The following is a 12,903-nucleotide window of genomic DNA, read 5'->3' on the forward strand; positions in this document are numbered from 1 at the left end:
GGCGCGTGCGCCGAGCCGCGGACGCCGACCCCGCTCGACGCCGCCGCCGTGCAGCGGGCCCCGGTGTTGAGGGCGGGCGCCGGGCTCAGATCCGTACCGAGGCGGTAGGTCGTACCGGAGTAACCGGCCGTGCAGGGAAGGGGTTTGAAGAAGGTGACCGCCATGCCGAAGTTGACCTGCTTTCCGTCGACGGCCGTGGCGCCCGCGGCGACGGCCTGCGGGAGCTTCACGAGGAGTTCCTCGGTGCCGCGCTGCCGGGTGACGGCGACCTCGGAGGTGGTGAGGAGGTTGGCGAGGACGACGCCGATCTCCGGGTTCATGTCCCGCAGGACGCCGCTGAGCTGGGTCGCGGCCTCGGGCGCCGCCATGATCAGCTCGCGCAGGTCGGCGTCCGAGCCCTTCAGCGTGGACGCCAGGTCCTTCGCCCCGGACGCGAAGTCCTTGATGGCCCGGCCCTCCTCGGCCTGGGTGCGCAGCACGACCTCGCCGTCGGCGATGAGCTTCGTGGTGTGCGGCAGCGCCCGGTCGGCGGCCTGGACGAAGTCGGAGCCGTTGTCCAGGAGGACCTGGAGGTCCTGGCCGCGCCCCTCGAAGGCCTTGCCGAACTCGTCGACGACCGTGCGCAGCGAGTCCAGCGGCACCGATGTCGTCAGGTCGTCGACGCTCGCGAGGACGTCCGTGACCGGTCGCGGCACGCTCGTGGCGGACGCGTCGAGGTGCGCGCCGTCGGCGAGGTAGGGCCCCTCGGTGCGGTCGGGGCGCAGGTCGATGTACTGCTCGCCGACCGCCGACAGGCTCGCCACGACGGCCTTGGCGTCGTCGGGGATGCGCGGTGCGGACTTCTTGATGCGCAGATCGGCCTCGACGCCGTCGGGGGTGAGGCCGAGGGAGCCGACCCGGCCCACCGACACGCCCCGGTAGGTGACGTCGGAGTGCGTGAACAAGCCGCCGGTGCGGGGTAGTTGGACCTTGACCGTGTAGTAGTCCGCGGCGCCGACGTACCGGCCCAGGTCGGCGTAGCGGATGCCGAGGAAGGCCAGTACCAGGACGGCGATCACGAGGAACGCGAGGTTCTTGAGCCGGACGGCGAGCGTGATCACCGGGAACCGCCCCCGCTCGCGCCGCTCGACGGCAGGGGAAGCGCCGGCGACTTCTTCGCGGGCTTCTGGGCGGTCGCCGAGGGGCTCGGGGACGGGGAGGGGCTCGCCCCGGCCAGCGGCGGGATCAGCGTCGTGCCGGGCTCGGCGGTGAGGTCGAGGTACGCGTTGAGGTAGTCGCCCTTCACGCCCCGCAGCACCTCGTCGGTGAACGGGTAGGTGAGCAGCACCTGCAGCGAGTCGGGCAGGTCCTTGCCGGAGTCGGCGAGGGTCTTGAGGGTGGGCGCGATGGCCTTGAGGTCGGCGACCATGTCGGCCTTGCCCCGGTCGATGGTCTCGACGGCGACGCCTTGCAGCCGGTCCAGGGAGCGCAGCATCGTCATGAGGGAACCCCGTTGTTTCTCCAGGGTCTTGAGGCCGGGCGAGAGATCGGTGAGCACGGTCCCGACGTCCTCCTTGCGGTGCGCGAGGGTGGCCGACAGGCGGTTGACGCCGTCGAGTGCGGCGGTGATGTCGCCGCGGTGGTCGTCGAGGTCGGTGACGAGGGTGTCGACGCGGTGCAGGGTGGAGCGGACCTGGGTCTCGCGGCCGCCGATCGCCGAGTTGAGTTCGGTGGTGATGGTCTTGAGCTGGCTGACGCCGCCGCCGTTGAGCAGCAGCGACAGGGCGCCGAAGACCTCTTCGACCTCGGTGTTGCGGCCGGTGCGCGACAGCGGGATGCGGTCCCCGGCGCCCAGCGATCCGGTGCCGTCCTTGGGGGCGACGAGCTGTACGTACTTCTCGCCGAGCAGGCTGGACTGTTCGAGGCGGGCTCCGGTGTCGGCGGGCAGCCGTACGTCGCCGTTGAGGCGCATGGTGACGCGGGCCGACCAACTGTCGCTGCCCACGAGGCGGATGTCGGTCACCCGGCCCACCGCGACGTCGTTCACCTTGACCGCGGACTGCGGGACCAGGCTCAGCACGTCCTTCATGTCGGCGGTGATCGTGTACGGGTGGGGGCCGAGGTCGGCGCCGCCGGGCAGCGGCAGGTCCTCGATCCCGCCGAACGACGGGGTGGGCACGGTGAACACGCCGAGGGTCAGACAGAACGCGACCACGACCGCCAAGGCGCAGCCGAGCCCCGCCCCGGTGGCCGCTCTGCGGCGGCCGGGCCCGGTCACTGGTCGCCTCCGACCGCGGGCAGCGGCAGCAGCGGGCCGCCCATGCTCAGCTCGTTCAGGTTGGCGCGGCCGTCGAGCGTGCGGGTCTTCGGGTTGTAGGCGCTCACGACGTTGTCGGCGGCGAGTGGGGCGACGTCCAGCATCTCGGCCAGGGAGGCGCGTTGGTCGACGAGGGTCTGGGTGATCGGCACCAGGCGCTCGACGTTCTTCTTCAGTTCGCCGCGGTTGTCCTTGATGAAGGTCTTGACCTGTCCGAGTGCGCGGCCGAGTTCCTTGAGCGCTCCGGCCAGGTCGTCCTTGTTGTCGGCGAAGTAGCCGGTGACGTCGTCGAGGTTCTCCTGGGCGGTGCGCACGCTGCCGTCCTTCTCCTTCAGCATCGTGGTGAAGGTCTGGAGTTGGGAGAGGGTGGTGAACAGGTCGTCGCTGCTGCCGTTGAGGGTCTTGGCGGCCTTGCCGAACTGTTCGATGCTGTCGCCGATCGCGGACCCGTTGCCCTTGAGGTTCGCGGCGCCCGTGTCGAGCAGTCCGGACAGGGCGCCGTCGGCGTTGGCGCCGCCCGGCCCGAGGGCCTTGCTCAGCTCGGTGACGCTGTCGTAGAGCTGGTCGATCTCGACGGGGGTGCGGTTGCGGGAGGCGGGCAGCTTCGCCCCGTCGGACAGCGTGGGCCCGGACGTGTAGGCGGGCGTGAGCTGGACGTACCGGTCGGCGACGACGCTGGGTGCGACGGCGACGGCGCGGGCACCGGCCGGCACCTTCACCCCGTCGTCGAGGTCGAGCGTGACCTCGACCTGGGTGCCCTCGGGTCGCACGGCGCCCACCTTGCCGACCCGCACTCCGAGGATGCGCAGGTCGGAGCCCTGGTAGATGCCGACGGCCCGGTCGAAGTAGGCGGTGAGGCGGGTGCCGCCCGAGCCGGTGGCGCGTACGCCCACGATCCCGGCGGCGATCAGCACGGCGAGCGCGAGCCCGCCCACGAGCAGCTTGCGGCGCGTACGCATCACTCGCCCCTCCCTCTCTCGGTCCCCTTCACGTCGTAGGTGCCGTTCTTCGGCGGCATGCAGGAGGTCTTGGGCAGTGATGTCTCGGGCAGGTAGGTGCGGGGCACGACGCCGCACAGGTAGCTGTCGAACCAGCGGCCGTTGCCGAGGGTGTTGCCGATGAGCCGGTAGTAGGGGCCGACGAGCGCGAGGGTCTTGTCGAGCTTGCCCTGGTTCTTCGCCAGGACGTCCGTGACCCGGCCGAGCGCCTTGAGCGTCGGGTCGAGCTGCTTGTCGTTGTCCTCGACGAGTCCGCCGAGCTCCCGGCCGAGCGCTTCGCTGCCGGTGAGCAGCGCCTTGATGGCGGTGCGCCGCTTCTTCAGCTCGCCGAGCAGTGAGCCGCCGTCGTCGATGAGCGTCTCGAAGCTCGACTTCTTCGTCTCCAGCGTTTTCGTCAACTTCTTGCTGCCCGCGAGCAGTTCGGCGAGTTCGGTGTCCCTCGAGGAGACCGTCTTCGACAGCGCGGACAGGCCCTTCACGGCCGCCTTCACGTCGGGCGGCGAGTCCTTGAAGGTGTCGGAGATCGTCTCGAAACTGGTGGCCAGCTGCTTGGTGTCGATCTCGTCGAAGGTGCCGCTGAGATCCTGGAAGGCCTGGGTGACGTCGTAGGGGGAGGTGGTGCGGGACAGCGGGATGCGGCTGCCCGGGTCCTGCTTCTGACCGCCCACCGGATCGAGGGCGACGTACTTCTCGCCCAGCAGGGTCTTGATGGCGATGGCGGCGGTCGTGCGGTCACCGATCCAGGTCGTGTCGTCCTTGATGTCGAAGGAGACCTTCACCTTGTTCCCGTCGAGCGAGACGTCCGTGACCTCGCCGACCTTCACGCCGGCGATGCGCACCTCGTCGCCGCTGCCGAGCCCGGCGGCCTCGCTGAAGTCGGCGCTGTAGTCCGTGCCGCCGCCGACGAGGGGCAGGCTGCTCACGTTGAGCGCGGCGAGCGCGAGCAGGGCGAGCGCCAGGAGACCGACGACGGCGACGGTGACGGGATTGCGCGCCTGAATGGGCTTGAGCCTCATTGGCACCTCGCTTCGGTGACGGCGATGCCGGTGGGCGGCTTCGACCCGTCGGACATGGAGACCCCGCCGACCTTGGCGCCGCAGAGGTAGAGGTTGAACCAGGATCCGTACGACGACAGCCGGGAAAGGGCGGTCAGCTTGGCGGGCGTCTTGTCGAGGAAGTTCTCGATCTGCGGGATGCCGTCCCCAAGTGACGTGGAAAGACGCCCCAGTTGGTGGATGTCGTCCTTCAGCGGCTTGCGGGCGTCCTGCAGGAACCCGGCGGTGACGGTCGTCAGGTCGCCCATCGCCTGCACCGCGTCGCCGAGCGGCTTGCGGTCCTCGTTGAAGCCGGAGATGAGTTCCTTGAGGGTGGTGACGAGGTCGTCGAAGTGGTCCTCGCGGTCGTTGATGGTGGTGAGCACGTCCGTCAGGTTGCCGACGACCTCGCCGATCACCTTGTCCTTGGCGGCGACCGTCGACGACAGCGACCCGACGTGCTCGATGAGCGAGTCCACGGTCCCGCCCTCGCCCTGCAGCACCTTGACGATGGACCCGGCGAGGTCGTTGACGTCGTGCGGGGACAGGCCTTCGAAGAGCGGCTTGAACCCGTTGAACAGCAGCGTCAGGTCGAGGGCGGGCGTGGTGCGGTCGAGCGCGATGGTGTCTCCGGGAGCGAGGTCCCCCGGCCCGTCCCCGGTGCCGCGCTCCAGGGACACGTACCGCTGGCCGACCATGTTGAGGTACTTCACGGCGGCGGTGGTGGTGCGCGGCAGGCGCCGGTCGTGGGCGACGGTGAAGGTGACCTGCGCGGTGCGCCGGTCGACGACGCGCACGTCGGTGACCTCGCCGACCTTCACGCCGGAGATGCGCACGCCGTCGCCGTCGACGAGCCCGGTGACATCGGTGAACAGGGCTTTGTACGTGGTCGCGTCCGTGCCCACTCCGCTGTTGGCGATGCTCAGGCCGAGCACGGTGGTGGCGAGGGCGGTGACGAGCACGAAGATCAGGGACTTGACCAGCGGCCCGGCGAGGGACCGCCGTCGTACGTGCGAGAACTGCGCGTCCTTGGCACTCACTTGAGCTTCACCTCCGTGCCGCGGTACAGGGGTCCGGTGAGCACGCTGGACCAGTCGGGCAGGTCGTCGGGCGCGGCCTTGGCGGCGGGCGCCAGCAACTCGTTCACCAGGTCGTTCTCCTGCGGCGAGTTGGCGGGCCCGAGGTCCTGGTCGGCGGAGGCGCTGGCGGTGACGGGCGCCTTGGCGACCCCGGCGCCCAGATAGGGCACGGGGTAGCAGTGCGGTCCGCCGCCGGAGTCGTACGAGGGGGTGTCGCGCCCGGGGACGTAACTCCCCCTGGACGGCACGGTGGTGACGTCGACGTGCAGCCCCGGCTCGTCGGTGCCCTTGCCGAGGGCCCGGTCCATGCGCGGCACGAAGTCGGCGAGGGTGCGCAGGGTGCACGGGAAGGACGACGAGTACTTCGCGAGCAGCTGCAGCGTGGGCCGCGAGGTGGCGGACAGCCGGATGATGTTGTCCTTGTTGGCGCGCAGGAACGCGTCGAGGTCGTCGGCGGCCTGGGTGGTGCTGCCGTAGACACCGGCGAGGTCGCTCTCCTTCTCGGCGAGCGTGCCGCTGGTGGTGGTGAAGTCGGTGAGTGCGTCGACGATGCCGGGTGCGGCGTCGGCGTACACGCTGCTGACCTTGACGAGCTGCTTGAGGTCCTCGTTCAGGGTCGGCAGGTTCGGGTTGAACTTGCGCAGGTGGGCGTCGAGTTGGGTCAGGGTGTCACCGAGCCGGCTGCCGCGCCCCTCCAGTGCCTGCGACACGGCGGACAGGGTCGACGACAGCTTCTGCGGCTGTACGGCGGTCAGCATCGGGAGCACGTCGTCGAGGACCTGCTGCAGTTCGATGGCGTTGGCGGACCGGTCCTGCGGGATGACGGCTCCGGCCGCCAGCATCCGCGTGCTCGGGTCGCTGGGCGCGACGAGGGCGACGTACCGCTCGCCGAAGAGGGTGGTCGGCAGCATCTGGGCGCGGACGTCGTCGGGCACGCTGTCGAGGGCGCCGGGCTTCAGGGCGAGGGTGAGGCGGGCGCCGGTGGGCGTCGCGTCGATCGCGCGCACTTCGCCGAGGACGACGCCGCGCAGCTTGACCTCCGCGCCGAGGTGCATTTCGTTGCCGACGCTGCCGGTCTCGACGACGACGTCGTCGGAGGAGACGAAGTCCTTGTTGTAGACGGCGACGGCGAGCCAGACGAGCAGGGCAGGCACGACGAGGAAGACGACCCCGGCGAGTCTGCGGCGGACGGTCTCCATGGCTCACCCCGCCACTTTCACGGTCGTGGTGGCGCCCCACAGGGCCAGCGACAGGAAGAAGTCGGTGACGGAGATGAGCACGATGGCGTTGCGCACGGACCGCCCGACGGCGACCCCCACCCCGGCGGGTCCTCCGCTGGCCCGGAATCCGTAGTAGCAGTGGGCGACGATCACCATGACGCTGAAGATCAGCACTTTCAGCACCGACAGCAGGACGTCCGTCGGGGAGAGGAAGAGGTTGAAGTAGTGGTCGTAGGTGCCTTGCGACTGCCCGTTGAAGACGACGGTGACCAGGCGCGAGGCGAGGTACGAGGAGAGCAGCCCGATCGCGTAGAGCGGGATGATGGCGACGACGCCGGCGATGATGCGGGTGGTGACGAGGTACGGCATCGACCGCACGCCCATCCCTTCCAGCGCGTCGACCTCTTCGTTGATGCGCATGGCGCCGAGCTGCGCCGTGAACCCGGCACCGACGGTGGCGGAGAGCGCGAGGCCGGCGACCAGCGGGGCGATCTCCCGGGTGTTGAAGTACGCGGAGACGAACCCGGTGAAGGCGGCGGTGCCGATCTGGTCGAGGGCCGCGTACCCCTGGAGCCCGACGACGGTCCCGGTGGCGGCCGTCATGGCGATCATCACGCCGATGGTGCCGCCGATGACGCCGAGCCCGCCGGAGCCGAAGGCGACCTCGGCGAGCAGCCGCTGCACTTCCTTCGTGTACCGGGTGAGCGTGCGCGGTATCCATACCAACGCCCTTATGTAGAAGAGGAGTTGGTCGCCACCACGGTCGAGCCAGACGAGGGGGGAGGTCATGACGGGCTCAGCCTCCCTTCGGCGGAACGATCTGGAGGTAGATGCCGGTCATCACCATGTTCACGAAGAAGAGCAGGATGAACGTGATGACGACGGACTGGTTGACGGCGTCGCCCACGCCCTTCGGCCCGCCACGCGGATTGAGCCCGCGGTACGCGGCGACGATCCCGGCGATGAACCCGAAGATCAGGGCCTTCAGCTCGCTGACGTAGAGGTCGGGGAGCTGGGCGAGCGCGGAGAAGCTCTGCAAGTAGGCGCCCGGGGTGCCGTGTTGCAGGATCACGTTGAAAAAGTAGCCGCCGAGGGTGCCGACGACGGACACCATGCCGTTGAGCAGCAGCGCGACGGTCATGGTGGCGAGCACGCGCGGTACGACGAGGCGCTGCACGGGCGAGACGCCCATGACGGTCATGGCGTCGAGCTCCTCGCGGATCTTGCGGGAGCCGAGGTCGGCGCAGATGGCGGAGCCGCCGGCGCCCGCGATGAGCAGGGCGACGATGAGCGGACTGGCCTGCTGGATGACGGCGAGGACGCTGGCGCCGCCGGTGAAGGACTGCGCCCCCAACTGCTGGGTGAGCGAGCCGACTTGGAGCGCGATGACGGCGCCGAACGGGATGGACACCAGGGCCGCCGGCAAGATGGTGACGCTGGCGATGAACCAGAACTGCTCGACGAACTCGCGGAACTGGAACGGCCGGCGGAAGACGGCGCGGGCGACGGCGACAGCGAGCGCGAACAACTGCCCGGTCTGCCGGAGGGGGGCGAGCAGGATCCCGGCCCCTCCGGCGCTTGAGGAGCGGGGTCCGGGGCCCGGCCCCGCAGCCCGGGCCCCTTCGCCGGGAGGCGGAGGCGGAGGCGGAGTCGGCGCCGCGGACCGCTCGTCGAGGCTCATAGGACACCCCCGCCAGATATGCGCCCCGCAAGGGGCGCGGGGACCTGCGCGACCGGCCACGACGAGAGCCGCACCCGGCGACGGGAAGGCAACGCGCGACAGAGCAGGGCCCCGGGGCGACGCCCCGGCCCCCGCTCCTCGATCGCCGGAGGGGCTTGACGGGTCACAGCGCACCCCCGGCCCGGGGCAGCACCGCGGTCGGCTCCAGGGCGTAGGTGGCGCGGATCGCGTCCCGCGCCGAGTCGGGCAGCGTGTCCAGCATGCTGAGCACCCGGGCCCGCCGCCGGGCCACGGCCTTGCGCTCGCCGAGTCCCGGCGAGGGGTCCAGCTGCGGCACGATCTCGCGCGGGGCGACCAGGAGCCCGCCGTTCTGCTCGGCCTCGGCGGCCAGCGTCGCCGCGTCCTTCTCCTCGGACATGCCGATGGGTCCGATCTTGCTGGCGGTGAGGAACTGGGCGATGACCGGTTCCCGGCTGGTCAGCAGGACTTCCCGTGGCCCGAAGGTGACGAGGTTGCGCCGGAACAGCATCCCCATGTTGTCGGGGACGGTCGCCGCGATGTCGAGGTTGTGGGTGACGATGAGCATCGTCGCGTCGATCTGCGTGTTGAGGTCGATGAGCAGTTGCGATATGAACGCCGTGCGCACGGGGTCGAGGCCGGAGTCCGGCTCGTCGCAGAGGATGATCTGCGGGTCGAGGACGAGGGCGCGGGCCAGGCCGGCCCGTTTGCGCATGCCGCCGCTGATCTCGCCGGGCAACTTCCCCTCGGCGCCGAGGAGTCCGACGACGTCGATCCGCTCCATCACGATGCGGCGGATCTCCGACTCCTTCTTCTTCGTGTGCTCGCGCAGCGGGAAGGCGATGTTGTCGAAGAGGTTCATCGAGCCGAACAGGGCGCCGTCCTGGAACATCAGCCCGAACAGCTTCCTGGCCTCCATGACGTCCCGCTCGGGGCTGCGCGCCATGTCGACGCCGTCGACCAGCACGCGTCCCCGCTCGGGCTTGAGCAGCCCGATCAACGACTTCAGGAAGACGGTCTTGCCGGTGCCGGACGGTCCGAGCATGACGCTCACCTCGCCGGCGGGCAGGGTGAGGCTGACGTCCTGCCAGATCTGTTGCTTGCCAAAGGACTTGGTGAGGCCCTCGACCTTTACTTCGATTCCCATGTCACCTCCAGCAAGCGCTCATGTGCGCCGGGGAGCGCACGTTAAGTGGTTTGTCACTGCTGAGACAAGCGGTGCGGCAGGTAATTCCGCCTGCCCGCCCCGCTTTTGTCACCGACTGACAAACCGGCGGGAATTCTTTGTCACCGGACGAGCAATCGCATGGGGGGAACCGGGCGGGGCCCGCGTCTCCGGGGGGTCGGATTCACAGGGCCCCGCCCTCGGGGAATCCGTCCCGGAAGGAGGGATCGGGCCGAACTTTCCCCGTTGGAACTCCAGGTCGACCGGGGTTGTCGACGTGGAGCCAAGCGGCCGCGGATTTGACGTTACGGCCGAGTAACCTTGCCCGGCAATACCGTTCGGCCAAGTTTCCGGCAGACCGCGAGCGGTCCGCCTTTTCTTGTCAGTGCAGTATGAATTCGACCGGGTGTTTTGTTTGCGGATGACAAAGCGGTTCAGGGCGTGGGCGTGATCGTCCGCGGCACGTCCAGGTGGTAGCCGTCGTGGTACCTGCCCGCCATCCAGTAGCCGGCCTGGCGGGGGAAGAAGAGCGCGCCGTCGCACGTCGTCGCGCTCGTCGTAACCAGTTGGCTCGCTCCGGAGTCGAGGGCCATGACGCCCGTCCGGTTGTCGTAGTACGCCGTCGCCGTGCCGCCGTCCTGCGTCCCGTCGCCGTCGGCGTCCGGTCCCCCGAAGTCCACCGCGCAGGGCAGGGCCGGGTCGAGGCCGCGCAGCGACAGCGAGACCCCGGAGATCCGCAGCACGACGCGGTGCGCGTCGTCGGGATCCGGCCCCACGACGCTCAGCTTCCACGGGTGCGCCGCACTCGCGTTGCCGGTGAACGAGACCGCCGTGTGGGGCGCCCCCGTCGCGCAGTCGGTGAACTCGGCCCCCGTGATCTCGCCGACGTCCGCGCCGGACGCCCCCGTGCCCGACGCGAAGGTCCCGGTGATCTCCGAGGAGGTGCACCAGACCACGTTGGCCGTCGTCGTGAGGAAGTAATCGCTCTGCGCGGCCGCGCGGAAGGCGCCGCCCGGCGACACGGTCCATCCGCCGCCCGCGGTGGCCGACGCCGACGTCGCCGACAGCCCGCACGCCGCGGCCAGCGCGGCCCCGACGGCCGCAAGGCGCCGCAAGGTCCCCCGCGCCATCGTCACTTCACCCCCGCGTGCCAGTACTGGGACAGCAGGGCGCCCTCGTTGGGCACCGCCGACGACGGGCTGGAGAACGCAGCGACGTACGTGGACGTGTTGTTGAGCACGACGTTGTTGGTCCCGGAGCCGGCCGGCAGCCCCGTCTTCAGGTTCACGGCCCAGTCCAGGGCGCCGAACAGCCCGCACCCGTTGGCGCCCGGGGCGGTGTACGTCGCGTCGCCCTGGGTGGCGCCGAGGGCGCTGATCTGCCCCATCACACCTGCCGTGTTGGCGGTGCCGTCGGGGTCGAAGCGCTGCGTCTTGACCGCCGGAGCCGTGGTGTTCTGCGGCCGCAGCACGATCGGGTCCGCGGCGGAGCCGATGTAGCACTTGCTCCCGAGGAGCGGGTTGTCCAGCTTGATGCGCACGGGGAGGGCGATGATCGGCTTGCCCTGCACCACCCCCGCGAGGAGCTGGAACTCGCTGGGTGTGTTGACCGATTCGATGGTGGCGTCGACCCGGTTGAGGTCGGCGCTCGTGATCTTCGCGCAGAGGTCGCTGATGACGGGGATGTTGTCGCCCGGGCACATCAGCCCGAGCAGCCCGCCCGGCAGTTGGGCCGGGTCCGCGACGAGCGCGCCGCCCGCGGGCGACACGACGGTGGTCGTGCCGTCCGCATGCGTGAGGACGCCCGCCTGGAGGTCGGTGCGGCCCGTGGGCACCTGCGTGTTGCCCAGCTTGATGGAACCGCTCACCGAGCTGGAGGCGATGCAGATCGCGATGTCGGCCCGGCCGTCGGCGGCCAGCATGGCGGGGTCGTCGACGGGGCAGCGGGTGAACGGCGCCCAGGAGCCGTTCAGTTCGGTGGCCGCCGAGGACGGGGCCACGGACGCCAGCGTGACCAGGGCCGTCGTCGCGAGCAGCACCGAGGCGCGTCTGAGAGAAGGCATGGCGAATTTCCCTTCGCAGGGTCGGGGAGGCAGGAGGAGATATGAGGCGTCCCGGACGTTACTGGCGGGAAACCTCCGGCGGCAATGGCCTCGTTGACAGGATTTCCACTACTCGCGCGTTTATCGGGGAGTGAGCAGAGTGCCGCCCGACTTGCTCAGCGGATGACTAATTCCCTGCGTACCGCTCAAAGTCCTCACCCGGCGACAAGAACCGGTCTCGCCTTTGCGCACCCACCGACAAGAAAACCGGCGAGTTCTCCGCTCGGCGAGGAATATCGCGCCACTCCATTGCGAGCCGTGGTTACTAGCTCGTAACGTCCCTCTCGAAGGCGACGGACAGCCGATGCTCCCCCAAATCCGCGTTGTCCGCATGGAGTTGAGCCGTAGCCCGCCCTGCCCCTGCCGGGCGGCGCATTCCATCTCGTACGCCATTATCCCTGGAGGGATCTCTCGTGCGCAGACTTGCCCGCAACACCGCATTCGCCACCGTCGCGCTCGGCGCGGCACTCGGTCTGTCCGTCACCCAGGCCTCGGCCGGCGCGCTGGCCACGTTCACCGTGACCGGGGGCGGCGCCTACACGGCCGAAGCGGTCAACCCGACCCTCTCGGTGCCCGCGACGCAGCTCCAGTGCGACTCCTCCGACGCATCGGGAACGATCAAGAACGGCTCCGGGCTCGCCGGCGCCGGCATCGGGACCGTCAGCAACATCTCCTTCAACAACTGCAACGTGGCGGGCATCGGCTTCGACGTGACGCCCGGCACGCTGCCCTGGTCGATCAACCTCGACAACATGAGCGGCACCGACGAGGCACACGGCACCATCGGCGGCATCAGCGCCACCATCACCGGGATCGGCTGTGACGCCACGTTCTCCGGCACGGTGGAGGGCTACTACCAGAACAGCACCCACACGCTGCACGTGACCGGCGGCGGCAGCCTGGCGGCGCAGGCCGGCGCCAGCTGCCTCGGCCTCATCAACGAGGGCGACCACGCGGACTTCGTCGGCGACTACGTCCTGGACCAGACCCCGGTCGTCTCCTCGCCGTGACGCCGTGACGTTCTGATCCGTCCCGTTCAGCCCGCCGCCGGTCGGTCACCGGCGGCGGGCCCGGTCGCGTCCAGGGCGCGGCCGGGCAGCACCGCTCAGTGGAGGTCGGCAGATGACAGCGCAACGGCGACAGGACGGACGGAGCGGCCTCGCGCGCTCGCTGCGGGCGGCTCCGATCGCCGCGGTCGTGCTCGCCGCGGGCGTGCTCTCGGGCCCGGGCTCGCACGCGGACGAAAGGCAGCCCACCGCGGAGATCGCCTACGACTGCGCGCTGCCCGCACCGCCGGCGAAGACCCCGGAC

The 12,903-nt window shown here is 70.0% G+C and carries 12 protein-coding genes and 1 pseudogene; 2 read left to right on the forward strand and 11 right to left on the reverse strand.

The window, feature by feature from the left end; all coding sequences use genetic code 11:
• The 11 genes from G3I40_RS06635 to G3I40_RS06685 all read right to left on the reverse strand — a co-directional run.
• Positions 1–1,100: MlaD family protein (locus G3I40_RS06635; RefSeq protein ID WP_164301224.1), on the reverse strand; the 1,100-nt coding region annotated here is incomplete at its 3' end.
• Entirely contained in the window at positions 1,097–2,257 is a 1,161-nt protein-coding gene (locus tag G3I40_RS06640) for an MCE family protein (RefSeq protein ID WP_164301225.1), read from the reverse strand. The genes G3I40_RS06640 and G3I40_RS06635, both read right to left, overlap by 4 nt.
• Positions 2,254–3,255 (reverse strand): MCE family protein, encoded by a 1,002-nt coding sequence (locus G3I40_RS06645; protein ID WP_164301226.1) that lies wholly within the window; start codon positions 3,253–3,255, stop codon positions 2,254–2,256. Before G3I40_RS06645 ends, G3I40_RS06640 begins: the two co-directional genes overlap by 4 nt.
• On the reverse strand, positions 3,255–4,310 hold the full coding sequence (locus G3I40_RS06650; protein WP_164301227.1) for an MCE family protein: 1,056 nt from the start codon (positions 4,308–4,310) through the stop codon (positions 3,255–3,257). The genes G3I40_RS06645 and G3I40_RS06650 overlap by 1 nt, the downstream gene beginning before the upstream one ends.
• Entirely contained in the window at positions 4,307–5,368 is a 1,062-nt protein-coding gene (locus tag G3I40_RS06655) for an MCE family protein (RefSeq protein ID WP_164301228.1), read from the reverse strand. Before G3I40_RS06655 ends, G3I40_RS06650 begins: the two co-directional genes overlap by 4 nt.
• Positions 5,365–6,606, reverse strand: a complete 1,242-nt coding sequence (locus tag G3I40_RS06660) for an MCE family protein (RefSeq protein WP_164301229.1) — start codon at positions 6,604–6,606, stop codon at positions 5,365–5,367. The genes G3I40_RS06655 and G3I40_RS06660 overlap by 4 nt, the downstream gene beginning before the upstream one ends.
• 3 nt (positions 6,607–6,609) lie before the next feature.
• Complete coding sequence (locus G3I40_RS06665; RefSeq protein ID WP_164301230.1) at positions 6,610–7,416, reverse strand: ABC transporter permease; 807 nt, start codon at positions 7,414–7,416, stop codon at positions 6,610–6,612.
• Between the two features lie 7 nt (positions 7,417–7,423).
• Positions 7,424–8,188 carry an ABC transporter permease gene (locus tag G3I40_RS06670; RefSeq protein ID WP_164301235.1) on the reverse strand — a complete coding sequence of 255 codons (765 nt, stop codon included), beginning with the start codon at positions 8,186–8,188 and terminating at the stop codon, positions 7,424–7,426.
• A 283-nt stretch (positions 8,189–8,471) separates the two neighbouring features.
• Complete coding sequence (locus G3I40_RS06675; RefSeq protein WP_164301231.1) at positions 8,472–9,473, reverse strand: ATP-binding cassette domain-containing protein; 1,002 nt, start codon at positions 9,471–9,473, stop codon at positions 8,472–8,474.
• 452 nt (positions 9,474–9,925) lie between these two features.
• Positions 9,926–10,621: a hypothetical protein gene (locus G3I40_RS06680; protein WP_164301232.1), complete on the reverse strand. Its 696-nt coding sequence runs from the start codon at positions 10,619–10,621 to the stop codon at positions 9,926–9,928.
• Between the two features lie 2 nt (positions 10,622–10,623).
• Positions 10,624–11,553 (reverse strand): hypothetical protein, encoded by a 930-nt coding sequence (locus G3I40_RS06685; protein WP_164301233.1) that lies wholly within the window; start codon positions 11,551–11,553, stop codon positions 10,624–10,626.
• 452 nt (positions 11,554–12,005) lie between these two features.
• Between G3I40_RS06685 and G3I40_RS06690 the strand changes: the two genes are divergently transcribed.
• Positions 12,006–12,602: a hypothetical protein gene (locus tag G3I40_RS06690; protein WP_164301234.1), complete on the forward strand. Its 597-nt coding sequence runs from the start codon at positions 12,006–12,008 to the stop codon at positions 12,600–12,602.
• Positions 12,603–12,714: 112 nt separating this feature from the next.
• Positions 12,715–12,903, forward strand: a pseudogene (locus G3I40_RS06695) (hypothetical protein); the annotation flags it as partial.

It is taken from the genome of Streptomyces sp. SID14478 (assembly GCF_010548525.1).
Lineage (GTDB): Bacteria > Actinomycetota > Actinomycetes > Streptomycetales > Streptomycetaceae > Streptomyces.